Annotated in this window: 19 protein-coding genes; 11 read left to right on the top strand and 8 right to left on the bottom strand. The window is 69.8% G+C overall.

Going from position 1 to position 26,083, the window contains the following annotated elements; genetic code table 11:
* Positions 1 to 53 precede the first annotated feature (53 nt).
* Complete coding sequence (eccCa, locus tag ABZ412_RS19435; RefSeq protein WP_357282293.1) at positions 54 to 4,088, top strand: type VII secretion protein EccCa; 4,035 nt, start codon at positions 54 to 56, stop codon at positions 4,086 to 4,088.
* A gap of 59 nt (positions 4,089 to 4,147) precedes the next feature.
* Here the strand turns inward: eccCa and ABZ412_RS19430 are convergent, their stop codons facing one another.
* The 5 genes from ABZ412_RS19430 to ABZ412_RS19410 all read right to left on the bottom strand — a co-directional run bounded on the left by ABZ412_RS19430 (position 4,148) and on the right by ABZ412_RS19410 (position 9,004).
* Entirely contained in the window at positions 4,148 to 4,450 is a 303-nt protein-coding gene (locus ABZ412_RS19430; protein ID WP_357282292.1) for a WXG100 family type VII secretion target, read from the bottom strand.
* A 50-nt stretch (positions 4,451 to 4,500) separates the two neighbouring features.
* Positions 4,501 to 4,830, bottom strand: coding sequence for a WXG100 family type VII secretion target (locus ABZ412_RS19425; RefSeq protein ID WP_357282291.1), 330 nt, complete (start codon positions 4,828 to 4,830; stop codon positions 4,501 to 4,503).
* A 101-nt stretch (positions 4,831 to 4,931) separates the two neighbouring features.
* On the bottom strand, positions 4,932 to 6,140 hold the full coding sequence (locus tag ABZ412_RS19420) for a hypothetical protein (protein WP_357282289.1): 1,209 nt from the start codon (positions 6,138 to 6,140) through the stop codon (positions 4,932 to 4,934).
* A 34-nt stretch (positions 6,141 to 6,174) separates the two neighbouring features.
* Complete coding sequence (locus ABZ412_RS19415; RefSeq protein ID WP_357282287.1) at positions 6,175 to 7,395, bottom strand: hypothetical protein; 1,221 nt, start codon at positions 7,393 to 7,395, stop codon at positions 6,175 to 6,177.
* A gap of 37 nt (positions 7,396 to 7,432) precedes the next feature.
* Positions 7,433 to 9,004, bottom strand: coding sequence for a serine/threonine-protein kinase (locus ABZ412_RS19410; RefSeq protein WP_357282286.1), 1,572 nt, complete (start codon positions 9,002 to 9,004; stop codon positions 7,433 to 7,435).
* A 142-nt stretch (positions 9,005 to 9,146) separates the two neighbouring features.
* On the opposite strand from ABZ412_RS19410, the gene ABZ412_RS19405 reads away from it, so the two are divergent.
* Positions 9,147 to 10,496: an FHA domain-containing protein gene (locus tag ABZ412_RS19405; RefSeq protein ID WP_357282284.1), complete on the top strand. Its 1,350-nt coding sequence runs from the start codon at positions 9,147 to 9,149 to the stop codon at positions 10,494 to 10,496.
* Between the two features lie 21 nt (positions 10,497 to 10,517).
* Here the strand turns inward: ABZ412_RS19405 and ABZ412_RS19400 are convergent, their stop codons facing one another.
* Complete coding sequence (locus tag ABZ412_RS19400) at positions 10,518 to 11,936, bottom strand: metallopeptidase (RefSeq protein WP_357282392.1); 1,419 nt, start codon at positions 11,934 to 11,936, stop codon at positions 10,518 to 10,520.
* 169 nt (positions 11,937 to 12,105) lie between these two features.
* Between ABZ412_RS19400 and ABZ412_RS19395 the strand changes: the two genes are divergently transcribed.
* From ABZ412_RS19395 to glmM, 5 genes are all read left to right on the top strand, one after another.
* Entirely contained in the window at positions 12,106 to 14,796 is a 2,691-nt protein-coding gene (locus ABZ412_RS19395; RefSeq protein ID WP_357282283.1) for an FHA domain-containing protein, read from the top strand.
* A gap of 78 nt (positions 14,797 to 14,874) precedes the next feature.
* Complete coding sequence (locus ABZ412_RS19390; protein WP_357282282.1) at positions 14,875 to 17,496, top strand: hypothetical protein; 2,622 nt, start codon at positions 14,875 to 14,877, stop codon at positions 17,494 to 17,496.
* Positions 17,497 to 17,722: 226 nt separating this feature from the next.
* Complete coding sequence (gene rplM / locus ABZ412_RS19385; RefSeq protein WP_357088878.1) at positions 17,723 to 18,166, top strand: 50S ribosomal protein L13; 444 nt, start codon at positions 17,723 to 17,725, stop codon at positions 18,164 to 18,166.
* Complete coding sequence (rpsI, locus tag ABZ412_RS19380; RefSeq protein ID WP_357282280.1) at positions 18,163 to 18,678, top strand: 30S ribosomal protein S9; 516 nt, start codon at positions 18,163 to 18,165, stop codon at positions 18,676 to 18,678. Before rplM ends, rpsI begins: the two co-directional genes overlap by 4 nt.
* Before the next feature lie 226 nt (positions 18,679 to 18,904).
* Positions 18,905 to 20,281 carry a phosphoglucosamine mutase gene (glmM, locus tag ABZ412_RS19375; protein WP_357282278.1) on the top strand — a complete coding sequence of 459 codons (1,377 nt, stop codon included), beginning with the start codon at positions 18,905 to 18,907 and terminating at the stop codon, positions 20,279 to 20,281.
* A 69-nt stretch (positions 20,282 to 20,350) separates the two neighbouring features.
* Here glmM and ABZ412_RS19370 read toward each other — a convergent pair whose 3' ends face one another.
* Positions 20,351 to 21,994 carry an ABC-F family ATP-binding cassette domain-containing protein gene (locus ABZ412_RS19370; protein WP_357282277.1) on the bottom strand — a complete coding sequence of 548 codons (1,644 nt, stop codon included), beginning with the start codon at positions 21,992 to 21,994 and terminating at the stop codon, positions 20,351 to 20,353.
* Between the two features lie 116 nt (positions 21,995 to 22,110).
* Between ABZ412_RS19370 and ABZ412_RS19365 the strand changes: the two genes are divergently transcribed.
* The 4 genes from ABZ412_RS19365 (at position 22,111) to ABZ412_RS19350 (ending at position 25,192) form a co-directional block, all read left to right on the top strand.
* Positions 22,111 to 22,317 carry a PspC domain-containing protein gene (locus tag ABZ412_RS19365; RefSeq protein ID WP_357088867.1) on the top strand — a complete coding sequence of 69 codons (207 nt, stop codon included), beginning with the start codon at positions 22,111 to 22,113 and terminating at the stop codon, positions 22,315 to 22,317.
* 105 nt (positions 22,318 to 22,422) lie between these two features.
* A complete protein-coding gene (locus ABZ412_RS19360) occupies positions 22,423 to 22,734 on the top strand; it encodes a DUF6802 family protein (protein ID WP_357282275.1) in 312 nt (103 codons plus the stop codon).
* 62 nt (positions 22,735 to 22,796) lie between these two features.
* Entirely contained in the window at positions 22,797 to 23,117 is a 321-nt protein-coding gene (locus ABZ412_RS19355) for a hypothetical protein (protein WP_357282274.1), read from the top strand.
* Complete coding sequence (locus tag ABZ412_RS19350; RefSeq protein WP_357282273.1) at positions 23,114 to 25,192, top strand: hypothetical protein; 2,079 nt, start codon at positions 23,114 to 23,116, stop codon at positions 25,190 to 25,192. The genes ABZ412_RS19355 and ABZ412_RS19350 overlap by 4 nt, the downstream gene beginning before the upstream one ends.
* A gap of 18 nt (positions 25,193 to 25,210) precedes the next feature.
* Here the strand turns inward: ABZ412_RS19350 and ABZ412_RS19345 are convergent, their stop codons facing one another.
* Positions 25,211 to 26,074, bottom strand: coding sequence for a dienelactone hydrolase family protein (locus tag ABZ412_RS19345; RefSeq protein WP_357282271.1), 864 nt, complete (start codon positions 26,072 to 26,074; stop codon positions 25,211 to 25,213).
* Positions 26,075 to 26,083 lie beyond the last annotated feature (9 nt).

Genomic DNA, 26,083 nt, shown 5'->3' with positions numbered 1-26,083 from the left:
ATGATGGTTGCCGTCCGTACACTGACCGGCCGAACTCCGGGGGAATTTCCGCGATGAGCACCGTACGGTTCCACCGCCGCCCGCGCCGGGAGATGCCGCGTTCGCCCGGCGGCGAAGTCACGCTGCAGCCGCCGCCGGAGATCCCGCGAGCGGTGCCCGCCAACCTTTTCGCGAAACTGATGCCGGTGGTGATGGGCGTCGGCATGCTCGGCATGGTGGTGCTGCTGTTCACCTCCGGCAGCGGCATCGCGTCCAATCCGATGAGCCTCATGTTCCCGATGATGATGGTGTTCTCCATGGTCGGGATGTATGCGGGGCAGGGCGGCAACGGGCAGCGGGCGGCCGAGGCCAACGAGGACCGCAAGGACTATCTCCGCTACCTCGATCAGGTGCGGCGGGACGTGGAGGAGACGGCCGGGCAGCAGCGGGCGGCCGTCGAATGGAGTCACCCCGAGCCCGGACTGATCTGGATGCTGGCCGGGACCGCGCGGATGTGGGAGCGCCGGCCGGGGGACAAGGACTTCTGTCACGCCCGCATCGGACTCGGTAGCCAGAGACTTGCTACGAGACTGGTCGCCCCGGAAACAGGGCCCGTCGAGGAGCTCGAACCCATCGCCGCGGTCTCGCTGCGGCGCTTCGTGCGCACCCACTCCACCGTCCCCGACCTGCCGACCGCCCTCGCCGTGAAAGGCTTCGCCGCCGTCCAGCTCACCGGCGACCGGGTCCAGGCCCGCGACATGACCCGGGCCATGCTGCTGCAACTGGCCATGTTCCAGGGCCCCGACCAGGTGCTGATCGCCGTGGTCTGCGGGCCCACGGAGACTGTGCGGGAATGGGAATGGACCAAATGGCTGCCGCACAGCCAGCATCCCGAATCCCGGGACGGGGTGGGCAGCGGCCGCATGGTGTACGGGTCCATTCGTGAAGCCCACGCCGATCTGAATCCGCTGCTGCACAATCGGGTTCGGTACTCCCGCAACCAGCCCGCAGACCCGGGACTCACCCAGATCGTGCTGGTGGTCGACGGCGGACTGCTCGAAGCCGAGGAAGATCCGCTGCGCGAGTACGGGTTCGAGGGCGTCACCGTCGTCGACCTGTGTGGATACGCGCCCGGGCTGGCTGCCTCCCGCGGCATCCAGATGGTGGTGGAGAACGGCGAGTGCGCAGGGCGCGGACCGTCCGGGGCGCTGGAACGCTTCGCCGTCATCGACCGCATCACCGCGCGCGAGGCCGAACAGGCGGCCCGGCGGCTCGCGCCCTACCGGGCCCCTCATCCGCGCGCCGTCGAAACCGGTGGAGAGGAGAGCGAGGTGATCTCCAGCTGGGCGCAACTGCTGGGGCTCGGCGACGTCGGAACCTTCACTCCCGAGACCGCGTGGCGGCCGCGCTACGGTCGCGAACGACTGCGGGTGCCGTTCGGTGTCGGGGCCGACGGGCTGCCGGTGGTGCTCGACATCAAGGAGGCGGCCGAGGGCGGTATGGGTCCGCACGGGCTGTGCATCGGCGCGACCGGGTCCGGCAAGTCGGAATTCCTTCGCACGCTGGTGCTCTCGCTCATCGCCACGCACTCGCCCGATCAGCTCGAATTCGTGCTGGTGGACTTCAAGGGCGGCGCGACCTTCCTCGGGCTGGAAGGGGTGGCCCATGTCGCGGCCATCATCACCAACCTGGAAGAGGAAGCCGACCTCGTCGACCGCATGCGCGACGCGCTCGCCGGGGAGATGAACCGCCGCCAGGAACTCCTGCGCGCGGCCGGGAACTTCGCGAACGTCTCGGAGTACGAGAAGGCCCGGGCCGCGGGAGCCGACCTCGACCCGATGCCCGCGTTGTTCGTGGTGCTCGACGAATTCTCCGAACTGCTCTCGCAGCACCCGGATTTCGCCGAACTGTTCACCATGATCGGCCGCCTCGGACGCTCGTTGCACGTGCACCTGCTGCTGGCCTCGCAGCGGCTCGAGGAAGGGCGGCTCAGGGGGCTGGAAAGCCACCTGTCCTACCGCATCGGCCTGAAGACCTTCTCCGCCAATGAATCCCGTCAGGTGCTGGGGGTGCCGGACGCCTACAACCTGCCGGGCAATCCCGGCGGCGGCTACCTGAAGGCTGACGCCGGCGAGATCCAGCGGTTCCAGTCCGCCTACGTCTCCGGGCCGTACACCGGTGGCGCGCCGCAGCGCGAGGACGGGACGGTGACCCGCTCCGGCGAGGTCGACGTGACCGCGCGACCGTTCAGCGCGGCCCACGTGGAATTCCGGGCCGCCGACCGGATTCCGCTGTCCGAGCGGCCGGAGCCGGTGACCACGCCCGCCGAGGCGGACCAGATCTCCCACCTGCAGATGCTGGTGTCACGGGTGCGCGGGCACGGGCGGCCCGCCCACGAGATCTGGCTGCCTCCGCTCGGCGACGCGCCCACCCTGGATCAGCTGCTGCCGCGGTCCGTCCTCACCGGCGACTGGAATCCGCTGGCGGCCCTGCGCGCCCCGATCGGCATCGTCGACCGGCCCTACGATCAGCGCCGCGATCCCATGGTGGTGGATCTGTCCGGATCGCGCGGCAACGCCGCCGTGGTCGGCGGCCCGCAGTCGGGCAAGTCGACCGCGCTGCGGGCGCTGGTCATGGCGATGTCGTTGACGCACACCGCCGAACAGGTCCAGTTCTATCTGCTCGACTTCGGCGGCGGCACCATGGTCGGCCTGGAAGGGCTGCCGCACGTCGGCGCGGTGGCCAGCCGGATGGAGGCGGATCAGGTGCGGCGCACCGTGGCCGAGATGGTGGGCATCATGCGCCGCCGCGAGGCCGGCTTCCGGAGGCTCGGTGTGGAATCCATGGCCGAGTTCCGGCGGCTGCGCGCCACCGGGCCGGACGCCCACCGGGCAGCGGCGGGCGTGTCGGAAGACCCTTTCGGGGACGCGTTCCTGGTGATCGACGGGTACGGCGCGTTCCGGCAGGAATTCGAACCGCTCGATCAGACCGTCATGAACCTTGCCGTACAAGGGCTTTCGTACGGTGTGCACATCGTGCTGTCGCTCAATCGCTGGGCCGAGGCGCGGCCCGCGCTCAAGGACCAGATCGGCACGCGCATCGAACTGCGGCTCGGTGACCCGATGGATTCGGATCTCGGGCGCAAGTTCGCAGCGCTGGTGCCCATGGGCCGGCCGGGGCGCGGTATGACCGCGGACGGGCTGCATATGCTGACCGCCCTCCCGCGGGTGGACAGCGACTCGGACCCGGCTTCGCTGGGAACGGGGGTGGCGCAGGCGGTTTCGGCTATCGCGCGGTTGACTCCGGGGCGACCCGCGCCCGCCGTGCGGATGCTGCCCGAACGGCTGCCGCGCGCGGAACTGCTGCACGCGGCGGGGGACTGGCCCGCGCGCGTGGACCACGCCCGGCCATGCCTGCGCTTCCCGCTCGGCATCGACGAGGCGCAGCTGGCCCCGGTGTTCCTGGATCTGGCGACGAGCCAGCACTTCGTGATCATCGGCGACTCCGAATGCGGCAAGACCACCGTGCTGCGGTCGCTGGTGCAGTCCATCTGCGCGGCCAACACCACCGATCAGGCGCGCATCATCATGGGCGACTACCGGCGCACCATGCTCGGCGCCGTCCCGCAGGGCTACCTCGCGGGATACGGCACCACCGCGCCGCAGTTCACCCAGAACATGGCCGACCTGGCCGCCTACGTCACCCAGCGCATGCCCGGACCCGAGGTGACCCCGCAGCAGCTCAAGGACCGATCCTGGTGGCAGGGGCCGGAACTGTACGTCATCGTCGACGACTACGACCTGGTCGCCAATGCCAGCGGCAACCCGCTGCACGCCCTGGTCGACCATCTCGCGCACGCCCGCGACCTCGGCTTTCACCTGATCCTGGCCCGCCGCTCCGGCGGCGCGGGCCGGGCCATGTACGAGGCCACCCTCAACCGCCTCAAGGAACTCAACTCCGCGTCCCTGATCATGAGCTGCAGCCGCGACGAGGGCGTCCTCTTCGGCAACACCCGCCCCGGCCTCATGCCCCCGGGCCGGGGCACGTACGGCACCCGGTCCGGCGAGGAACTCATCCACACCGGCTGGCTGCCATCCGCTGAGCCGTAATGACGGAGAGCGGGCCCGGGAACAAGTGCCCGCGCCCGCTCTCCGGGTGAAGCCTCGGTTCAGAAGAGGCCCGCGAGGGCGGTGTCCTTGGCCTGGAGTTCGGCATTGCCCGTGCGGACCAAGGTGGCCGCGCCGTTCAAGGTGGTGTTGAGCTGGCGGACGTGCTGGTTCCACATGCGCTGGAGGTCGGCGAACGCGTCGTTGGCGTCACCTTTCCAGTTGTTGCGCACGAACTCCTCGACAGTGCGATGGAAGGCCTCGAGCTGGTCGCGGATGGCCTCCGCGCGGCGGATGATCGAATTCGCGCCGTCGGCGACGCCCTCGAAATGGGCGGAGATGATCTGGCCGTCAACTGCTGCCATGGTGAATTCCTTTGCCAATTGTCCGGAAAGAACGAGGGGTGGCCGAGTGGTTAGACAGCCGGGAGGTCGAGGCTCGAAATCTGTGCGTTGACCTTGGATTCGTAATCCTTGTCGTGCTCTTCGTAGTTCGAGCCGACCTTGATCAGCGTCTCGGCCGTGTGCATGAGTTTGTCGTTGAGCTTGTCGGCCTGGAAGTAGTAGCGCTGCATGAACGCGTTGAACGCGTCGGCCGCGCCGCCCCGCCAATTCGAGCCCGCGACCATGCTGTCCTCATCGCGCTTCAGATCGGCGATGGAGTGCATGAGCATGTCGTGGGTCTTCTGGAACTCCTGGGCCTTGGCCTGGATGAGCTCATTACTGGCTTCGAATGCACCGGCCACGGTGCCTCCTTCCGATTCGCGGGCGGACGACCTCGTAGTGATTGGACGTAGGTCACGACCCGCCGGTTCCACCTCCGCGCGAGAGGCAGCTCGAACCGCTGCTACCAGGTGCTGTTCGCGAACAATGCGTATTGGGCGGCAGCCCGTTGATGGGCGTCGGCGATCTGATCGGAGTCCACCACGGCCGTGTACTGGCGATAGCTGACCGTGCACCGGAAGCGTTTGGCGCGAGTGAGACTGGAGGCCGGAGCGTCGGTGGATTGTCCGCACTTCCCGTCCGGGAATCCGGCCGGTGCGTCCGCGGCGCCCGAATAGCCGTGTTCGAGAACGGCGGTGGCGAGTTGCTTCGCGGCTTGCGCGTCCCGGGTGCGGAAGAGCATGGACGGACCGTCGTAGTTCGCGCCCGCGATCGAGTATCGATCGATTCCGGTGTCGGTGACGATCCGCCGCCACAACGCCTGATCGGCGACCCGATGCAGGAAGCCGCGCGGTTCGGCCACGGCCATCGACTGGAAATCGGGGAGGAAACTCTCCCCGGGATTGAGGGTGCGCCGCAGCATGTGATCCGCGTCGAACGGCAGGCGCAGCACGCCGTCCGGGGTCAAGGGCGGCAAGGCATCCAGGAGCGGCAATTGCGCGTCGAGGACCTTCGTGGCGAGCGCGGTCAACTTCGGCAGCTCCGGATCCTTCACACCGACATAGGCGTTCACGACGTAATTGCCGTGCGCGACCGTCGATCCGATGCTGGCGACCCCGGGTCGCCAATGCGTGTGGGCGTCGGGGTATTTCGGCAGCGCCACCCGTTCGTTGACGTCCGGGGCCACGGCGAAGTCGGCCTCGTCCAAGTCGGTGGCGGCCTTGGCGGCGGCCGCCGCGTCACGGAATTGGAGGACGGTGACCGTGGTGAAGGAACTGCCCTCCACGGTCTTGCCGGACTTGTCGGGCTGTTTGTCGGTGTGGCCCACCGAGATCCCGAACATCATCTTGTTCGCGTCGAGCACCGGCGCGGTGACGTCGGCCAGCACCCGGGTGGCGGTCTCGGTATTGGTCATCGACACCACGCCGGTGCCGAAGGTGAGGGCCGGGTCGATGTCGGCGCCGTTCACCACGTGGCCGGCCAGGCGTTGCGTCGCCAGCTCGATCCCCAACCGCATGCGCGGGTTGTATTCATAGCGCAGGTCCAGCGGCAGGGTCGAGTACTTGCCGACATCCAATGTGCGGATATCGATTTCACCCGGGGTCGCCGTGCCGGTGACGGCCGAACCGCAGCCCGCCACCGCCGCCGCGGTGATCGCGAGCAGAGCGGTCATCCGAAAACGCGAGATCATTGCCGTCCCCTCCCGATCACTTTTCCGCATTGACGAACAGGGCGTACTGCGCCGAGATCCGTTGCTGCGCATCGAGCAGCTGGCTCGCCGCAACCTCCCCGGCGAAGCGGCCGTGGGTGACGTAGCAGTAGTAGGTGATCGAGAAGCGCTGCGGCCCGGTGTATTTGCGGCACTCGGCATTCGGCAGGTTCGCGGGGGAGTCGGCGGGCCGGAAGGTGCGTGAGGTGCGGGCGCGCTCGGCCACGATGTCCGCGGCTCCGGCGGCGTCGCGGGCGCGGAAGACGTAGCCGCCGTTGAACGCCACCCGGTCCACGCCCGCCTTCTCGAACAGCGCGGCGTTGTCGTCGCCGGGGAAGATCTGGAGTCCGCCGTGCCGGTCGTAGACGCCGGGGATGCCGCGCTCGGACTGATCGTCGACGACGGTGCGCAGTGTCCGCCCGAGCACGCCGTCCAGATCGACGGGCTGCTCGGTCAGCTGATCCGGCGCGACGGCCGGGAACTTCGCCAGCGCGCCCGGGATCACGTCGATGCCGAGCTGGACGCGCGCCAGCAGGGCGGCCGGATCGCTGATCTTGGTCTCCGCCATCACGTCGTCCCACACGTAGCCGAAGATGACGAATCGGCCGGTGGCGTACCAGGATCGGACGGTCGCGTTGAAGCCGTAGGACTTGTCCAGGTAGACGAAGGCGTCCGGATATTTGTCGAGGTGCAGGCGCTCGCTCGGGGCGGCGTCGAAATCGGCCTGGCCCAGGGCCTGCGCGGCCGCCTTCGCCGCCGCGTCGTCGGTGAAGATCAGCACCGTGTTCGCGAACTCGTAGGACAGCCCCGGTGATTTGTCGGAGTTGCCGGTGGTGACGTAGCCGGACAGGAAGCCGGGCGCTGCGGCCCGCAGGTCGGCGGCCTTGGCGTTGGTGCGGATCTTCATGGCGCTGGAGCCGAGATCGATGAACGGGCGGATCGCGCCGTTCACCGCGGCCGGAGGATATTTGACCACCGGGTTGATCTCCGCCGGCAGCGGCAGGTAGTTGGCCAGCCGTTCGGCCTGTACGGCGCGGCCGAGTTCCTTGCTCTCGGCCTTGTCGTACTTCTTGGGCTGGGTGATCAGGTTGCCAGTGTCGAGCTTGGCCAGGTCGATGACGGGCTCGGCGGGGGCGGCGGGCCCCGGATCCGAGCCGCACGCGGCGGTCATCACCACCGTGACGGCGAAAGCCGCGGACATGGCTGCGCGCAGGCGCATGGGTTCCCCTCCCCAGAGCTGACTGACCGGCAAAACCCTACTTGATCCGGTTGTGCAGGACCGGCACCAGTTTGGTGAGCAGGGTCTGACCGGATTCGGGGGTCCAATTGCGGATCGCCGCGACCGCGGACGCGTCGTCGACCGGCACCACGATGGCGCGGGAGCTGGTGATCTCACTGGGCAGGCCGAGCAGGCCGCCGCCGCCCGCCTTCGCGTCGCTGCGGACCGCGATGATGTACGAGTCGTCGGTCACCTTCAAGGAACCGTAGCCGGAGGAGGGGCGCGGGGAGGTCTCCCCGGCCGCGGGCCGGTACTGGGCGTTGTAGACGAAGCCCAGGCTCTCCAGGTATTTCGCCTGATCACTGCCGGTCAGGTAGATGCTGTATTTGGTGTTGTAGTCGTCGCCGGTCACGTCGACGACGGTGACGGACTTGCCCTGGAACGCGGGATTGTCCTTGCGCGCCTGGTCCACCGAGTTCGGGGCGGTGTTCGCGGCCGGGGCCGCACCGGCGGACGTCGTTGCGGCGGAACCGGTCTCGCTGCCGCCGCTGGCGACGATGCCGATGCCCACGGCCACCGCGGCCGCCACCGTCGCCGCACCGATACCCAGGTAGAGCCGGGTCCGGTTGCGCGGCGGCCGCACCAGCTCGGTGGGCTCGGCCGCGGAAACCGGTATGCCGGTCTGGGTCTCACCGGCCGGCAGCAGGCCCGGCGGCGCGATCTGGATCGGATAGGTCGGAGAAGTATTGGTGGACACCGGGTTGTAGCCCGGCACCAGCGCGGCCGTGGCGGCCTCGGTGAACTCGCGGCAGGAATTGAAGCGCTCGGCCGGATTCTTCGCCATCGCCCGCGCGAAGACGTGATCCAGCGCGGCGGGCAGATGCGGGTCGACATCGGTGGCGCGCGGCGGCGGCTCGTGCAGGTGGCCCATCATGACCAGCGCCGGTTGCGTTGCGGGATACGGGTTCCGGCCGGTCAGCAGCTTGAAGAACGAGCAGCCCAGGCTGTAGATGTCGGCGCGGTGGTCCAGCGGCAGCCCTGATAGCTGCTCCGGCGGCGCGTAGGCGATGGTGGCGACGAAACTGCCGGTCTGGGTCAGCTCGGTGGTGTCCTCGGTGGACTTGGCGACGCCGAAGTCGGCCAGCAGGGCCCGCTCGTCCTCACCGGCGGCGGTGGAGAGCAGGAAGTTGGCGGGCTTCACGTCGCGGTGCAGCAGGCCGCGCCGGTGCGCGTAGTCCAGGCCGCGGCCGATCTGGGCGACGATGGACAGCGCCCGCAGCGGCGGAATGGCGGCCGGATCGCGCTTGAGCTCGGCCGAGGCGTCGGTGCCCTCGACATACTGCATGGCGATCCACAGCTGCCCGTTCTCCTCGCCGCGATTGTGCACCGCGACGATGTTCGGGTGATCCAGGCCCGCAACCACATTGGCCTCGCGTTCGAAGCGGCCGCGGAACTCCTCGTTGCTGGTCAACTCGGCGGAGAGCACCTTGAGCGCGTCCATGCGCGGCAGCTCGGGATGCTTGCCCAGATACACGGTCCCCATGCCGCCCGAGCCGAGCACGCGAACGATCCGATATCCGCCGACGATGGTGCCAGGACTCAGTGCCATCGCATCAACTCCTGGATCCTCGCCGGACGCAGCGGCTCCCCCCGCTGCTCTCCGCGACTGTAGCCGGTGCCGGACGGGCACGTAACCTGGTGGCTGTGCTGAAGGATCCCTGTCGCGTGCTTCCCCGGGGCCGGTTCCCGTGATGGATCGGCAGGTCGAGGTCGTCGCGGGCGGCCATGCGCTGAGCCGGGTGGCGGGAGCGGTGATCCTGGTGGCGCATCGGGAGCGGGGCGCGATCACCCCCGAATCGCGGGCCGTGACGGCGGTGCGGGCGCTCGGGGACCTGGTCGCCGACGCCACCGATCTGGTCCCGGACGGGCCGGGGCGGCAGATCGCGCGGCAGGCCACCCGCTGGCTGATGAAGGAGGCCGAGCGGATCTCGCCCGGGCAGCCCATCGAATTCGGCATCCTGTCCACCGCCGACACCGGCGGGCTGGCCATCTTCCTGCACGGATCGGTGACGGCCGTGCTGGCCGGAACCGCCGTCGAGTACTACCGCGGCAGCGACGCCGCCTTCACCGTGGACCGGGTCGCCGCGCCGCCCGCGCGGGCCGCGGCCCTGTTCATCGACGAACCGCGGCGGCGGGCGCCGGAACTGCCCGAGCGTGGAATCGGCTCGCTCGTCGAGGGACTCGCGCCCGCGTCGGGCGCGGTGGTGTGGTTCGAGGGCGAACCGGTGGTGTCGCGCACCCCGGCGCGTCCGGCGGGGGCGCGGCACCGGGCCGCGGAACCGCCGCCGCCCACGGCCGCCTTCGACGCCGAACGCGATCCCGAACCCGAGCCGCCGCCGGTGGACCCGGACCTGATCCCGACCCGCACCTCCAATCGGATTCCCGCGAACCTGGATCCCGCCCCGGTGGATCCGGTCACCGAGGGCATTCCGGCAGCGCCGGACCTGCACCACGCGCCCACCGAGATGGGCGGCGCGAGCGAGCTGAGCGGCACCAACCCGGCGCCCAAACCCGACCCGGACCTGCAGCGACGGCTCGAGGCCACCGCCAAGGCGACCGCGCTCACCGCGAAGGTGCTCGGATTCAAATGCGCGCGTGCGCATCCCAGCGACCCGCGGGCCGCCTTCTGCACCGTGTGCGGCATGCCGGTGGATCAGACCCAGCAGGTGTCCGAGGTGATCCGGCCGCCGCTGGGCATGCTGGTGCTCGACGACGGCATGACCTTCATGCTGGCGGCCGACGCCGTGGTGGGCCGCGATCCCGAACTGTCCGAACCGGCCCGCGCGGGCCTGCTGCCACTGCGCATCGACGACAGCTCCGGCGGCATGTCCCGGGCGCACGCCGAGATCCGCTTGGTGAACTGGGATGTCACCATCGTCGACCGCGGCTCCACCAACGGCACCCGGGTGCGCCCGCCCGGGTATCGCGATTGGGTTCGGCTGCAACCGAATCAACCGTTCACCCTGGTACCGGGCGCGGAGGTCATGCTCGGCAACCGGGTGCTGCGATTGGAGCCGGTCGCGCCGCCGCCGTTCGGGTAGGACGCGAGAACTCCCGCGCCCCTAGATGTATCGGGAGTAGCAGATCTCCTGATTGGTGCCGAGCACGCCCGCGCGGAAGGCGTCCACCCGGGAGAAGCCGCTGGGCACGGTCTTGCCGTCGGTGTCGCTGGCGGCCAGGCCGTCGGTGAGCAGACCGGAGACCGCCTCGTCCAGATCGCCCGCGGACAGTGAGATGCCGCCGGACGCCTTGCGGCTCGGGTCGGCCAGTTTCCCGGAGATCACCCCGGACAGACAGGCCGCGCGCAGACCGGTCTTCGCGCCCTTCAACGGCAGTCCGGCGGCGTGCTGCACGGCGAGGGTGTAGCGGGAGATGAAGACGATGTAGGCGGTGAAATCGCCGGTCACGTTGGCGGGCAAGGCGTCCTGGTCGTCGGCATTGGAGACGCCGCGGTCGTGCAGCGCGGGCACATCGGTGCCGATCCGATTGGTGGCCGGGCAGTAGGTGACCGGCACGGTGTCGGCGCCGTTGCGGCAGTTCAGCTTCGCGGTGTCGTAGCCGTACTCGGGCTCGTCGCGCACCGGCATGATGGTCGCCATCGACTTGGCCAGCTCCTGCAGGCTGGACTGGGTCACCTCGGACTGGCCGTGATTGGCGTCGTTGCCGAGGGTCTGCGGCAGATCGCCGCGGCGGCGGTCGATCTCGTTCTGATCGATGGCCTGACAGCCCTTGGCGCCGTCGGTGAACCCGATCTGCACGGCCGTCACCCGCTCGAACGCGGAACCGTGCACGCTCTGCGGATCGTCGGGGTCGGCGTCGCGGAAGGCGACCGTGGCGGCCAGCACCGCGTTCAACCCGTCGGAGGTGTTGATCGTGAAGTGCGGGGCCTTGCCCTCGGCCACATTCCGGATGAACGCGCCCGCGAAGCAATCCGCCTGCTGCTCCTTGACGATGGTCGGGGTGCGGCGGCCGACCAGTTTGGCCATCTCCTGGATGGCGTGCCCGTACTCGTGGGCCAGCACCATGACCACCGACATCTTCCCGAACTCGTCGGCCACCGCGGGCAGCAGCACCCCGCGATCCCAGCCCACCGAACCGTCCAGCCGGCAGTAGGCGGCGTTCACGAGCCGGTAGCTGGTCTCGCCGCAGAACTGCCCGGACTGCGAGCGCGGCGTCTTGGCGTTCCAGGAGATGAAATGGTCCACGGGGCTGAAGGCGCCGCCGAACTCGCGCGGAAACTCGCCCCGCCAATAGGTCTGGATGTCGTCGAGCGCGTTGAGCACCAGTTTGTCGATGCTGCCGCCGTCGGAGTTCTCCGCGATCAGCGTCGAATCCGGGACCCCGGAGCGGGGGCCGCTGGGCCCGCCCGTGGTAGGCAGACCGGCCACCTTGAACGGGTCGTCGTAGATCGATACGGCCCGGCCGTGAACATTTCGTGTACAGCCGGACAAGAGCGCGACCGCCACGAGCACTACGCCCAGCGTCACGAATACACGGCGAATCCCCGTGGACCGGCGCGTGCGCACCGCCTCCCCCCGGCGTCTCCCCACGTGTTCTCCCTCGACAACCGATACCGATCGTGTCCCGGAATCGGACGGACGGCCGAGAAGCGCGACGCCGGACTCCGGGGGCTTCAATTATCATCCCACCATGTCTTCACCGGGGGCGCAGCAGATCACCGTGCGTCATGATGGAACCGAACGGGTCTTCGACGCGACTCAGCAGATCACGATGGGCCGGGCGCCGGAGGTGACGCTGTTCGTCGACAGCCCGCTGGTCTCCCGCGTGCACGCGATCCTCAGCTACGAGGCCGGATCGTGGATGCTCAGCGACAACGGCAGCACCAACGGCGTTTTCGTGGACGCCCGCCGGCTGACCACGCCGCTGGTGATCAACCGGCCCACCCAGGTGCGGCTCGGCGACGCCATCAGCGGCCCGCTGCTGCACCTGCTGCCGCAGCTCGCGCGCGGCGGTGGTGGTGCGCCGCAACCGCAACCGCAACCGCAGCAGCGGCTGGCGCCGCAGCAGAACCGGCCGCCGTCCCGGCCGCTGCCCCAGGTGGGACACCCGCAGCAGGCGCAGCAGCCGTTCGCGCAGCGCCCGCCGGTGCAGCAGCGACCCCAGCAGGCCTGGCAGCCGCCGAACGTGGCCCAGCCCAACCAGAATCAGTGGAATCCGAACCGGCCGGTATCGGGTCCGCAGCATCAGCAGCCGAATCCGGTGCCGCAGCGGCCGACTCCGCCCATCGGCAACGCGGCCACGCCGAATGTGGTGCGCCCGCCGGTCAACCAGCCGCCGCAGGGCGGCGATCCCATCAATATGACCACCAAGGCGGACACCTCGGCGCTGCCGCCGATCCGCGCGCGGGCCTCCACCGCGGCCATCGCGCGCGCCGACCGGATTCCGCGCAACGGTCTGCACATCGGTCGTACCAGCGACAACGAGATCGTGGTCAACGATCCGATGGCCTCGCGCAAGCACGCGCGCCTGGTGCCCGACCGTGAGGGCCTCGCCATCGAGGACCTCAACTCCGCCAACGGCACCTTCGTCAACGGCCGCCGCGAACAGCGCGCGCTGCTGCGCGAACGCGACATCGTCACCATCGGTAACGTCGACTTCGTCGTGCAGGAAGGCACGCTCGTGCACCGGCAGCGGCCGGTCGCCGAACAGGGCCTGCACGTGCACGGCGTCTCGTTCACCGTCGAGGGCAACAAGCAGCTGCTCGTGGACGTGAACATGCAGGCCGGGCGCGGATCGCTGACCGCGCTCATCGGGCCCTCCGGCGCGGGCAAGTCCACGCTGTCGAAACTCATTGCGGGAACCACGCTTCCGTCCGCGGGTGTGGTCACCTTCGAGGGCCGCAACCTGCACGTCGAATACGAGGCGCTGCGCTCCCGCATCGGCATGGTGCCGCAGGACGACGTGCTGCACCGGCAGCTCACCGTCAAGCAGGCGCTCAACTTCGCCGCCCAGCTGCGACTGCCCCCGGACACCAGCAAGGCCGACCGCAAGCAGGTGATCGCCGATGTGCTGAAGGAGCTTTCGCTCACCCAGCACGCCGACACCCGCGTGGACCGGCTCTCCGGCGGTCAGCGCAAGCGCGCCTCGGTGGCCATGGAGCTGCTCACCGGCCCCTCGCTGCTCATCCTCGACGAGCCCACCTCCGGCCTGGACCCGGCGCTGGACCGCCAGGTCATGACCATGCTGCGGGAACTGGCCGACGCCGGGCGCACCGTCATCGTGGTCACCCACTCGGTGGCCTGCCTGGACATGTGCGACCAGGTGCTGTTGCTGGGCCCCGGCGGCAAGACCGCGTTCTGCGGGCATCCGGGCAGCGTCGGGCATTCCATGGGCACCAGCGACTGGGCCGAGATCTTCGGCCGCGTCGCCGCCGATCCGGATGGGGCCTTCGCGAATTTCCGTTCCCGCCAGGCGTTCGCGGAGCCACCCGCGCCGGTGAAACCGGTGGAACGGGCGAAGGCGCCGAAATCCAGTCCGTTCAAACAGTTCTCGACCCTGGCCCGGCGGCAGTTGCGGCTCATCTTCGCCGACCGCGGCTATCTGGCGTTCCTGGGGATCCTGCCGTTCGTGCTCGGCGGTCTGTCGCTGGTCGTGCAGGGCAAGAGCGGATTCGAGTCCGTCGGATTCGTGCAGGCGCCCGACGGCAGCTTCGTGCGCGCCAACAACGGTGAGGCGCAACAGCTGCTGGTCGTGCTGATCCTCGGCGCGTGCTTCATGGGCGCCACGCTCACCGTGCGTGACCTGGTCGGTGAGCGGGCCATCTACTACCGCGAACGCGCGGTCGGATTGCGTTCCGGCGCCTATCTGATGTCGAAGGTCGTGGTCTTCAGCCTGGCGGCGCTGGTGCAGTCGGCCGTGATGATCGGCATCGTGCTGGCGGTGAAGAAGCCACCGGCCACGGGTGCGGTGCTCTCGCTAGGCACCGTGGAGCTCTACCTCGACGTCGCCTTGACCGCGGTGGCCTGCGTGATCCTGGGCCTGGTGCTGTCCTCGCTGGCCAAATCCAACGAGCAGGTGATGCCGCTGCTGGTGGTGGTCATCATGGCCCAGCTGGTGATGGCGGGCGGCATGATTCCGGTGACCGGTCGTGCCGTACTGGACCAGCTGTCCTGGCTGTTCCCGTCGCGCTGGGGCTATGCCGCCGGAGCGTCCACGGTCAATCTGCCCGAGCTGTCGATCTCGGCCGCGGCGCAGCAGGACAGCTTCTGGAAGCACACGGTCGCCGCGTGGTCGCTGGATGTGGCCATGCTGTGCGTGATCGCGACGCTGCTGACCCTGTTCACCTGGTCGCGCCTGCGTTTGAAGAAGTCGGCGGCGTGACCGGGGACACACTCGCGCAGGGGTGCGAAGAGTGATTCGGTCGCGCGCTCAACGGAGCGAGCAGGCAGACTGATGACTGTGACAGCGCGAGTTGGGGCAGTGCATCTCGGCTGGGACGTGGTGTCGGTGGCCGCCGGTGGCGGCGGTTCACCCATACGCCCGGTCCAGGTCGAGGGCTCGTACACGCCGCCCGCATATCTGCTGGCCGACTCGTCGGGCCGGCTGCACACCGCAGGCGTGGACCGGCGGCCGGATGTCGGCATCGCCATCTCCGATGTGCGCGACATCATCGGGCACCCGCAGATCGTGGTGGCCGGCGCGACCTGGCCCGCCGAACTGGTGTTCCGGGCGCGCATGCACAACCCGCTGGCTTCGGTGATCGAGCACTTGGGGGCGACGCCCGACGTGCTGGCGCTGCCCTTCCCCGACGAATGGCCCGACCCGCAGGTCGACGAATTCGTGCGCCTGGTGGAACAACTCGGCGTACCCGCCGAACCGCTGCCCGAGTCGGTGGCGCTCTCGGGCTACGTGCGCGCCCTCGGCCTGGTGCGCGCGCCCGGCCGCGGACCCGGCGTCGGCGCCGTCGGCGTCTACTCCGATGGCCGCGAATGCCTCGTCGTCGCGGTGCACGGCAATGACGACCAGCCCACCGAATCGGTCAGCGTCGCCATCACCGCCGAGGCGCTGCACGAGGCGCATGCCGCCGACAATGTGGTCATCGAGGTGATGGCCGCGGCGCGCGCCATCAATGCCGATACCTCCACGGTGCTGCTCACCGGCAATGTCTGTTTCAACGACGCGTTGCGGTTGGCCTTCCAGAACCACCTCGGCCACCGCTTCCAGGTCGCCGACCACCCGATGCACGCCCTCGTCCTCGGCGCGACCCACCTGCTGGTCGCCGACAGCGAAGGCGACCCGGCCTACGACCGGCCCCAGCCCGGCGCGGGACAGCAGTCGAACAGTTCCGGCCGGCAGTCGGGCGGTGCGGGACAACAGTCGGTCGGCGGTGGACAGCAGCCAGGCGGAGCGGAAGCGCGGCCCGTCGAGCAGGGGCCGCGCCACGTCCCCGGTGGCCGCGACGCGGACCAGGCGCTGCAGCGCCAGCCCGAACCGCTGTCCCAGCAGCCGGAACTGGTTCCCCGGCACATGGATTCACCGCCGGCACCCGAATCCGCTCCGCAGCGCCCGGGTTCCGCGCCCCGCACCGGCCCGCAGCCCGCGGCCGACGGTGACCGGGACGGCGGCGATCCGGACGGCCGGACGCGTCGTCTGACAGCGGAGGAGGCCGCGGCGCAGGGACCGCAGGCGGGTGGGCAGGGCGCGCAGCCGGTGGCCGATCCGGCCGCCGAAGGACTCACGCGTCGAATCACCGGGCAGGAGGCCGCATCTCAGGGCGGCCCCACGGGTAACACCGGGCCCGGCGGCATCACCCAGCGGGTGACGCCCGAGGAATTGGCCCGGCTGACCGCGCAGGCGGGCGCGGGCGAGAACCGGACCGCGGCCGCGGGGACCGGCCCGAGTATCGATGCGGGCCACAGGGTTGCGCGCGGGTCCGAGGGCCCGGCCACCGGGTCGCAGCCCGTCGTCGGGGGACGAGGGACGCTGCCGCCCGGTCTGGAAGGCGTCGGCGGCCGATTCACGCGGCCGCCGGGCTCACCCGCCGATGACCAGATGACCACGGTCTTCGGTCCGGGCGACCAGGGCGGCGCCGGATCGGGTCGCCAGGGCGGCGCGGGCTCGGGTTCCGCAGGTGCGCAACAGGGCTCGGCGGGGAGCTACGGCCCCGGCGGGCAGGGCCCACAGGGCGGTCCGGGTGCATACGGCGGTTACGGCCAGGGCGGCGGTTTCGGAACGGTTGGCCCGAGCACGGGCGGTTATCCGCAGCAGGGCGGAGCGGCGGGTCAATTCGGGCCCGGCACAGGCGGTCCGGGCTCGGCGGGCGGCTACGGCACCGGCTACGGTTCGGCGAACGCTCCGGGCTCGGAGGGTTCGGCGCAGGGCGGTTACGGTCCCGGCGGCGCGCAGCCGGCTCAGGGCGGGCAGTACGGCGGCCAGCAGGGCGCCGCAGTGCAGTACGGCCAGGGCGGATACGGATCGGGCGGTTACGGCGGCCAAGGTGGCCACGGCGGCGGCGGTTACCCGGCGGGTCCCTATGGGGCCGAGGGGGATACGTCCGGTTCGGGTCGCGGGAGTTTTGCTGGATCCGGCGGAAACGCTTCTGGTCAACCCGGCGCGATGTACGGTGGGGCGATGTCGTCGGGGGTGCGTGGGTCTACTCCGCAAACGCCGGAAGATACCGCTGGGCAGTCGGATTCGGACTCCGGATCCGGCTCCGAGGGTGATCGCAAGCAGCGCAAGGGCAAGCTGTGGAACAAGATGCGCAAGCCGTTCGGCGCGCCCATCATCGTCGGAGCGGCGGCCCTGTCGCTCCTGGGCGCGCACTCGGATCAGCGCCAGGACCCCACGGCCGGATCCCCGGCGCCTGTCGGCGGTGTGACCAGGGCCACCGATATCGAGCTGCTCCCGGTCGGTGAGAGCTGCGCGGTGACCCCGTTCGTCTCGGGGCTGCCCGGCTCCGGCATCGCCACCATCGGCGACCCGCACAAGACGGACTGCGTGCGGTCCGGCATCGACACGCTGCGCTACACGCTGCCCGGCCCGGTGCGCGGGGTCGACCCCGGCCCGCCCTTGCACATCTGACCACCGGCCGGGTGCATCCCCCCGGGTGACGGGGCGCATCGGGCCGGTGGCCACGGCTCCCGGGACCGATTCGAGGGTCCGCGGTCCCCGCTGGTATGGTTGCTCGTTGGTGTGCGATACGGCCGGGTTTCCGGCTGTCACACGAGCCCCGGGTCTCCACCGGCCGCCGGGATTCAGCTCGATCGCGTACTTGGCTGGCAAAACCTACGACAGACAGGGATGCACTGTGCCTACGTACAGCCCCAAGGGCGGTGACGTGACCCGCAAGTGGTACGTCATCGACGCCACTGACGTAGTGCTCGGCCGTCTTTCCGTGCAGGCTGCGAACATCCTGCGTGGCAAGAACAAGCCGACCTACGCCCCGAACGTTGATGGCGGCGACTTCGTCATCATCATCAACGCCGACAAGGTCGCCATCTCCGGCAACAAGCGGCAGGACAAGGTCCTCTACACCCACTCCGGTCACCCGGGTGGTCTGAAGGGCCGTACCGTGGGCCAGATCCTGGACACCCGCCCCGACCGTCTGGTCGAGCGCGCTGTCAAGGGCATGATCCCGAAGAACAAGCTGGGCAACAAGATCATCGGCAAGCTGAAGGTCTACGCGGGCCCGAACCACCCGCACGCCGCCCAGCAGCCCATCCCCTTCGAGATCAAGCAGGTGGCCCAGTGACCGCTCCTGAGGAATTCAACGACGACTACGTCGTCGAGGACACCGCCGTGGAGGTCGTCGAGGAGGGTGACGGTTACGAGGCCGAGGCCGAGTACACCGAGACCTTCTCCGCTCCGGTGATCATCGATCGTCCGGTGCAGACCGTCGGCCGCCGCAAGGAGGCCGTGGTCCGCGTGCGCCTGGTGCCGGGTTCCGGCAACTTCGTGCTGAACGGCCGCACCATCGAGGACTACTTCCCGAACAAGGTGCACCAGCAGCTGGTGAAGTCCCCGCTCGTCACCGTCGAGCGCACCGAGACCTTCGACATCCACGCCCGCCTCGTCGGTGGTGGACCGTCGGGTCAGGCCGGCGCTCTGCGCCTGGCCATCGCGCGTGCCCTCATCGAGGTCACCCCGGACGACCGTCCCGCCCTCAAGCGTGCCGGCTTCCTGACCCGTGACCCGCGTGCCACCGAGCGTAAGAAGTACGGCCTCAAGAAGGCCCGTAAGGCGCCTCAGTACTCGAAGCGCTGATATTGCGCCGTCAGGCTCTACCGTGCCCGGCCCCCGTGGGGACCGGGCACGGTACGGTCTACACGGCAACCTGTGCGAGAGCAGGCTCCCCACAACGGTTTACAACCGTTGCCACCTCTTTCCTGGACGCACTCCGCCGCGGAACACGGCGGAGTGCGAGAGTCCCGGAGAGGGCGGGAAGCCTGCTCTCGTGCTGTATCCACCGAACTGCAGGGGTGTTGAGGTAATGGGACGTTTGTTCGGTACCGACGGTGTGCGCGGGCTCGCCAACGGGTCGCTGAGTCCGGAACTGGCGCTACAGGTTTCGGCCGCGGCGGCGCAGGTGCTGAGCCGCGGGAAGAAGCGCGCCGTCGCCGTCGTCGGACGCGATCCCCGCGCCAGTGGCGAGATGCTGGAGGCCGCCGTCACCGCGGGCCTCACCTCCGCGGGCGTGGACGTGCTGTCGGTCGGCGTGCTGCCGACGCCCGCCGTCGCGTACCTGACCGGCGTGTACGACGCGTGCCTGGGCGTCATGATCTCCGCCTCGCACAACCCCATGCCGGACAACGGCATCAAGATCTTCGCCGCGGGCGGGCACAAGCTGGACGACGTCGTCGAGGACCGGATCGAGGCGCTGATCGCGGAGGGGGGCTTCACCCGGCCCACCGGCGCGGCGATCGGCCGCATCCTCGGACGCCCCGGCCTGGGCGGGCACGTCTTCGACGTGAACGACCGGTACAGCCTCGAAGGCACCCACGAACGCTATGTCGAGCACCTGGTCCAGGCCACCGGCCGTGACCTGCGCGGGCTCACCGTCGTGGTGGACTGCGCGCACGGCGCGGCCTCCGAGGTCGGACCGGCCGCCTACCGCGAGGCGGGCGCGACCGTCATCGCCATCAATGCCGACCCCGACGGCCTCAATATCAACGACGGCTGCGGCTCCACGCATCTCGAGCAGGTCCAGGCGGCCGTGCGCGCGCACGGCGCCGACCTTGGCCTCGCCCACGACGGCGACGCCGACCGCTGCCTGGCCGTGGACGCCACCGGCGCGGTCGTGGACGGCGACGCCATCATGGCCGTGCTCGCCGTCGGCATGCGCGACTCCGGCGACCTGGTGGAGAACACGCTGGTCGCCACCGTCATGAGCAACCTCGGCCTGCACATCGCCATGCGCGAGGCCGGAATCACGGTGCGCACCACCGCCGTCGGTGACCGCTACGTGCTCGAGGACCTCCGCAACGGCGGCTATACCCTCGGCGGCGAGCAGTCCGGGCACGTGGTGTTCCCGCGCTACGGCACCACCGGCGACGGCGTGCTCACCGGCCTCAAGCTGATGACCCGGATGGCCGAGACCGGCAGCAGCCTGGCCGAATTGGCGGGCATCGTGCAGGTCGTCCCGCAGATCTTGGTGAACGTCCCGGTCACGGACAAGGCCGCCGTCGCCACCGCCCCCGCGGTGCTGGAAGCCGTCGCCCAGGCCGAGCAGCTGCTGGGTGACACCGGTCGAATCCTGCTGCGCCCCAGCGGAACCGAACAACTGGTCCGCGTCATGGTCGAGGCCACCGACCCGGAGCAGGCCCACCACTTGGCCGACCATCTCACCAAACTGGTCGAGACCGTCTGACTCTTCGCCGAGCGGCGCACCCTGGAGGGGATTCGTCCGAGTTTCCCTCCAGGGTGTGCCACTCGACGGTCAGTGGGATTCGGTGAGGTGTCCGTCGGACAGGTGCCAGCGGCGGGTAGCGGTGACCGTGTCCAGCATGCGGCGGTCGTGGGTCACCAGGAGGACTGTGCCCTCGAAGGATTCGACGGCCTGCTCCAGCTGCTCGATGGCGGGCAGGTCCAGGTGGTTGGTGGGCTCGTCGAGCACCAGCAGGTTCACCCCGCGGGCCTGCAGCAGCGCCAGCGCGGCGCGGGTGCGCTCACCCGGGGAGAGCGTGTCGTTGGGGCGCAGCACATGCGGGCCGCGGAGACCGAACTTCGCGAGCAGGGTGCGGACATCCGACTCGTTCCAGTCGGGGATCTGCGCGCTGAAAGTGTCCGCGAGGGTGGCGGTTCCGCGGAACAGGCCGCGCGCCTGATCGACTTCGCCGATCGCGACGCCCGAACCGATCGACGCGGAACCGTTGTCCGGCTTCATCTTTCCCAGCAGCAGCGACAGCAGGGTGGATTTGCCCGCGCCGTTCGCGCCGGTCAGCACGATGCGATCGCCCCAATCCACCTGCACCGTCACCGGTCCCAGGGTGAACTCGCCGCGGGACACCGTCGCGCCGGACAGCGTGGCCACCACCGCGCCGCTGCGGGGCGCGGCCGCGATGGACATGCGCAGCTCCCACTCCTTGCGCGGCTCCTCCACCACGTCCAGGCGTTCGATGCGCTTGAGCGTCTGCTTGACCTTGGACGCCTGCTTCTCGGTGGACTCCGCGCGAGCCTTGCGGCCCATCTTGTCCGAATCCGCCTTCGACTTGCGTCGGGCATTGCGGACACCGTGTTCCATCCAGTTGCGCTGCATAGTGGCCCGCGCCTCCAGGCCGGCCTTGGTGTCGGCGAACTCGTCGTAGGCCTCGCGGGCGTGGCGGCGCGCGATCGCCCGCTCCTCCAGATACGAGTCGTAGCCGCCGTCGTACACACCGACCTGCTGCTGCGCCAGATCCAGCTCGACGATGCGATTCACGGTGCGCGCCAGGAACTCCCGGTCGTGGCTGATCACCATGAGCGGCTCGCGGACCCCGGTCACGAACTGCTCGAGCCGGGCCAGGCCGTCCAGATCGAGGTCATTGGTGGGCTCGTCGAGCAACAGGATGTCGAAGCGGGACAACAGGACCGAGGCCAGACCGGCGCGGGCAGCCTGACCGCCGGAGAGCACGGTCATCGGGGTGGCCAGACCGTGCGGGAGGCTGTCGGTGAGGCCCAGATCGGCGGCCACCTCCTCGGCGCGCTGCTCCAGGTCCGCGCCGCCGAGGGCGAGCCAGCGCTCCAGGGCGGGGGAGTACTCGTCGTCACCGCCGTCGGCGAGGCGTTCGGCGGCGGCGTCCATGGTCTGCTGGGCGGCGGCCACCCCGGTGCGGCGATACAGGAACTCCAGCACCGTCTCGCCCTCGATGCGCTCCGGCTCCTGGGCCAGATAGCCGACGGTGGCGTCCGGCGGGCTCAGCACGATCTCGCCCTCGTGGGCGTCGCCGTCGGCGAGCATGCGCAGCAGGGTCGATTTGCCCGCACCGTTCACACCGACCAGGCCGATCACATCGCCGGGGGCGAGGATCAGATCCAGGTCGGAGAACAGCAGACGCTCGCCGTGTCCGGCGGCCAAGCCGCGCGCATGCAGAGTGGTGCTCACCAGGGCGATTCTGCCGTGTTCAGGGTGGCACCCTGACGTCGGGCCTCGGAAAGTTCAGGGTCGCTATCCGGCGAGGGACCGATGTGCGCGCGGCCGCGGCTCGGCACAGTGGAGACATGACCACAGAGTTTCCGACCCCGGCCCCGAAGCGACTGACCCGCTCCCAGCACGACAAGTGGATCGCCGGCGTGTGCGGCGGTCTCGCCGAATACGTCGGCTGGAGCCCCGGTCTCGTCCGCTTCCTCTTCATCCTCTCCTGCCTGCTGCCCGGACCGCAGTTCCTGCTTTACATCGCGCTGTGGATCATCATCCCCAAGCGCTGAGTCATCCCCAGGCCGCGAGTTGTCCACAATCGGCGTCGAAGGTGGTGCGAGGGGTGATCGCGAGTGCCAGGATGGTGATCACGCCACTGCGGAGGAGTGCACACCATGGTCACATCGGGTGATCTGCCCGGACTGGATTTGCCAGAACTGGACGCGCATTCGGAACTGGGTGGGCTAGGTGCGGTCGAGTTGTCGCACCCCACACAGGATCTCGACGCGGACGGCCTGGCCGACACCGTGACCACCGGCACCGCACACGCCATGCAGGTGTGGACGGATCTGGATCACGACGGCTACGCCGACCATGTGACCGTGGTGGACAGCGGCGGTGACTACGCCGCCTGGGAATTCCACCACAACTCCGACGGCACCACCGCGTGGGTGCGCGCGGACGGCGGACACCTCGGCGGCACCTAGCCGGGGCTGACGGGGGATTTCACGCCACGGGCCATGGCCCGTGGGGATTCGAGGGGGGATCGATGGGTGAATCCGGCGACTTCGGCGTGCGCGTCACCGCCCTGCACACCGCGGCCACCACCCTGCGGGACAACGCCGAGGCATTGGGGCAGCACGCCCACGCCATCGGCGACCACGCCTTCGGTCTCGGCAATGACGTGGCGGGACGCGACTACTCCGCCCAGGGCGCCGCCATCCATCGCGGATTCGAGCGCGCGGCAGGCTGCCTCCGGCATTGGGCTGCCGCGGCCGCCGCCACCGCCGACGTCTTCGACCGCGCCGCCTCCGAATACGCCCGCCTGGACCACGACCGCGCCACCGCTCTCCACCAGGTCGGCCGATGACCTTCGACCCCACCGGCAAGACCGTCGAGCAGATCCTCGACCACGGAGCGCCCGGCCTGCGCTATTGGGAACAGTTCCTGCCCTTGTACGCCAAGGCATTCGGTGAACCGGCCGGTGTGAACGTGACCGAGCTCTACGCCCGCTACGACGAACAACGCGGTCTGAACCTCGACGAATTCGACACCGCCCGAACCGAACTGGACAAGGCGCTCGCCGACGCCGAATCCCGCTTCACCTCCCACCACTCGGTAGCGAGCTCCCTTCCGGCGGCCTGGACCGGCGCAACCGGCACCGAGGCCCTCGCCCTCCTGAATTCCCAACTGCGCCAAGCCCGCGAAGACCTCGACACCATCCGCACCGCCGCCATCGCGATCGCCGCCGCCCTCGACCCGATCCGCGCCGCCATCCTCACCAAAGCGGAACGAACCCGCGGCCTCCTCGAGCCCCACCCCGATGGCGAAGCCGAAATCACCATCGACGGCAGGACCCCCGACGCCATCGGCGCCCTCGCGAAAGCGGACCCCTGGCTCACAGCCACATTCCGGCCCGAGGTCGACCGGCAGCTGGCCGCCTTCACCGCCGCCTGCGCGGCCGCCGCCGACACCGTCGAATCCCATTACCGCACCATCATCACGGCCTTCGAGCAGGTCATCGACCACACTTATCCACAACCATCCCAAGCCCTGCTGCCCCAACCGGAGACGAATTCCGCAGCTCTGCTCGGCAGCCACGGTGGGGCGCAACCAGACTCGACCGAGGAACAGGCCAATCCTGCTGGGGCGCAGCCCAGCGTGGCTCCCGCGCCGTCCGAGCCGGAATCCTCGCCGCCGACGGTAGGCCGTGGCCAATGCCCACAGGCCGACGCCGGGTCCGCGCGGTCGCGGGACTGCTGCGGGCCGGGCGATTCGGGCGCGCCCCAACCTACGCAGGAGGGATCCGGTCGGCCCGGCACCGCAACCGGGCAACCATGTGACCACGCGTGTGCGAAGGTGGCGCCCACCCGTCCGGCCGAGGCCACCGAACCCGCCTCTGTCGGATCGGTTACCGCCGTGGAGCCGCCGGTCCCCGGTGCACCCACCCCGTCCGATTCGGGGTCCGGCGCCGTGCCGAAACAGGCCCAGCCCCAGGCCGAAATGCTCGCGCAGGCGCTCGAGGGCCTCATCGGCAAGCTCGAAACCGGTTTGCGGCAGGGCTTATCCACCGTCCTCGAACAGCTCGGCTCCCTGTCCGACCCCGCATCCGATACCCCGGGCGACGTAGACACGCCTGCAGGACAGGAGAAGTCTGCCTACCCTGACAAGCCGGCCGACCCGAATGCGCACGCCGACACGGATAAGCCAACAGGTGCGGACCGGCCTGCCGAACCACCGCGCGGCCCAGGGACATCGAACCTTCCGTCCGGCCATCTCGAATTCGACCTCGCTGGACGGCATTTCGTAGTCGACCGCGAACCAACGGGTGACATGTCCATCTCGGTCGCCGACGAATCCGGCCGGACGCAGGTCTGGAGCCTGACAACCGACGAGTCCGGCAAACCCGCGCTCGCTCCGGACAACGCAGTCGGACACTCGTCCATCCCCGCTGCCGAAAACCGCGAGCCGGCGACTGCCGCGCCAGACCCGCGCCCACCAGGTATTTCGCCCTCGGTCGAGGCTGCCACGCCGCCAGGTTCACCGTGCGCCCCGGAGGTCCCGACCGGGTTCACTCCGGTTCAGGTCCCCTGCACGGCTCCGCCATCAGCTGAATCGCCCACTCCGGCAGCGCCTTCCGGCGGGCACGAACCGCCCACGTGCGCCGGAACTCCTGAGCTGGACGCCGGAAAGTTCCCGAACGGCGGTGACCTGTCCGGGTGCGATGGGTTGGGCGGCGTCGGGCAGGGTGGGTCCACCGTCTGTCCGGCGGTGCCCGAAACCCCGGGGCCGACCGCACCGCTGGGCGGCGGCGAGTCGCCACGGGACGGAGGGGCGCAGCCTGATGACCCGTCGGTGCCTGTGTCACCCGCCGATCCTGGCGTGGGGCTCGGGAGTCCCGATGTGCCGCTGGAGATTCCGGAGGCAGGTGTGGAGATCCCTTGACCGTCGCCGGGCGTCGGGCTACTTGCGGAGGGCCTGGATGAGTTGGAGGACGGGGAGCTTCTGGGGCTGCTCCGGCTCGTCCTCGACGGCGTCGGGGTCGACGACCTGGGTGTGGGGGATGAGGGCTTCGGGGTCGGCGAAAGGCTTGTACTTCTTGTCGCCGAGGAGGGTGTAGTTGAGGTAGCCGACCAGGAGGGCGCGGGTGAGGCGTTCGGTCTTGGGCTCGTGCTTGCCCGCACCGAGGGCGGCGAGGGCGCGGCGGCCTTCGACCATGCCGTTGTGGGTGGCCTTGTCGAGGGAGCGGAGGATCGCGCCTTCGCCCCAGGCGGAGGCCAGGGGAAGGGCGTCGGAGCTGACCGAGTCGATGTCGGCGGCGCCGGCCAGGATGAGGGCGGGGGCGTCGACCTTGGTGGCCAGGGCCTCGGCGGAGGGCGCGGTGGGGGACGGGAAGAGGGCGGCGACGGCGGCCACCTCGCGCTGGGAGGCGGCGATGACGGCCGCGCCCGCGCCCATGCCGTGACCCGCCAGGGCCAGGCGGTCGGGGCGGACGCTGATATTGCCGGTGCCCAGCCGTACCCCGGCGCAGATGTCGAGGGTGGTGAGCAGGTCGGTGGCCAGGTTCAGATGCGAGGGGATGGGCCCGCGTTCGGTGTCCGGCGCGGCCGCGACATAACCCCAGGAAGCGAGGTGTTCCAGCAGGCGGCGGTAGTTGCCGACCCCGGTCAGCCAGCCGTGCCCGAAGGCCACCGCGGGCAGGTTCAGCCCCTTGCCGGGCGTGTACACCACCCCGGGCAGCCCGGCGATGCCGAGATTCCCGCGCAGCACCTCGTGCGGGCCACGCAGGGTCAGAGTGCTCAGGAGCGATTTCACAGACACCGACACGGAGATGAA

The sequence above is a fragment of the Nocardia sp. NPDC005746 genome (assembly GCF_040630785.1).
Classification (GTDB): domain Bacteria; phylum Actinomycetota; class Actinomycetes; order Mycobacteriales; family Mycobacteriaceae; genus Nocardia.
Note: the sequence above shows the minus strand (reverse complement) of the source record. Positions and strands in the feature narration are given on the sequence as shown.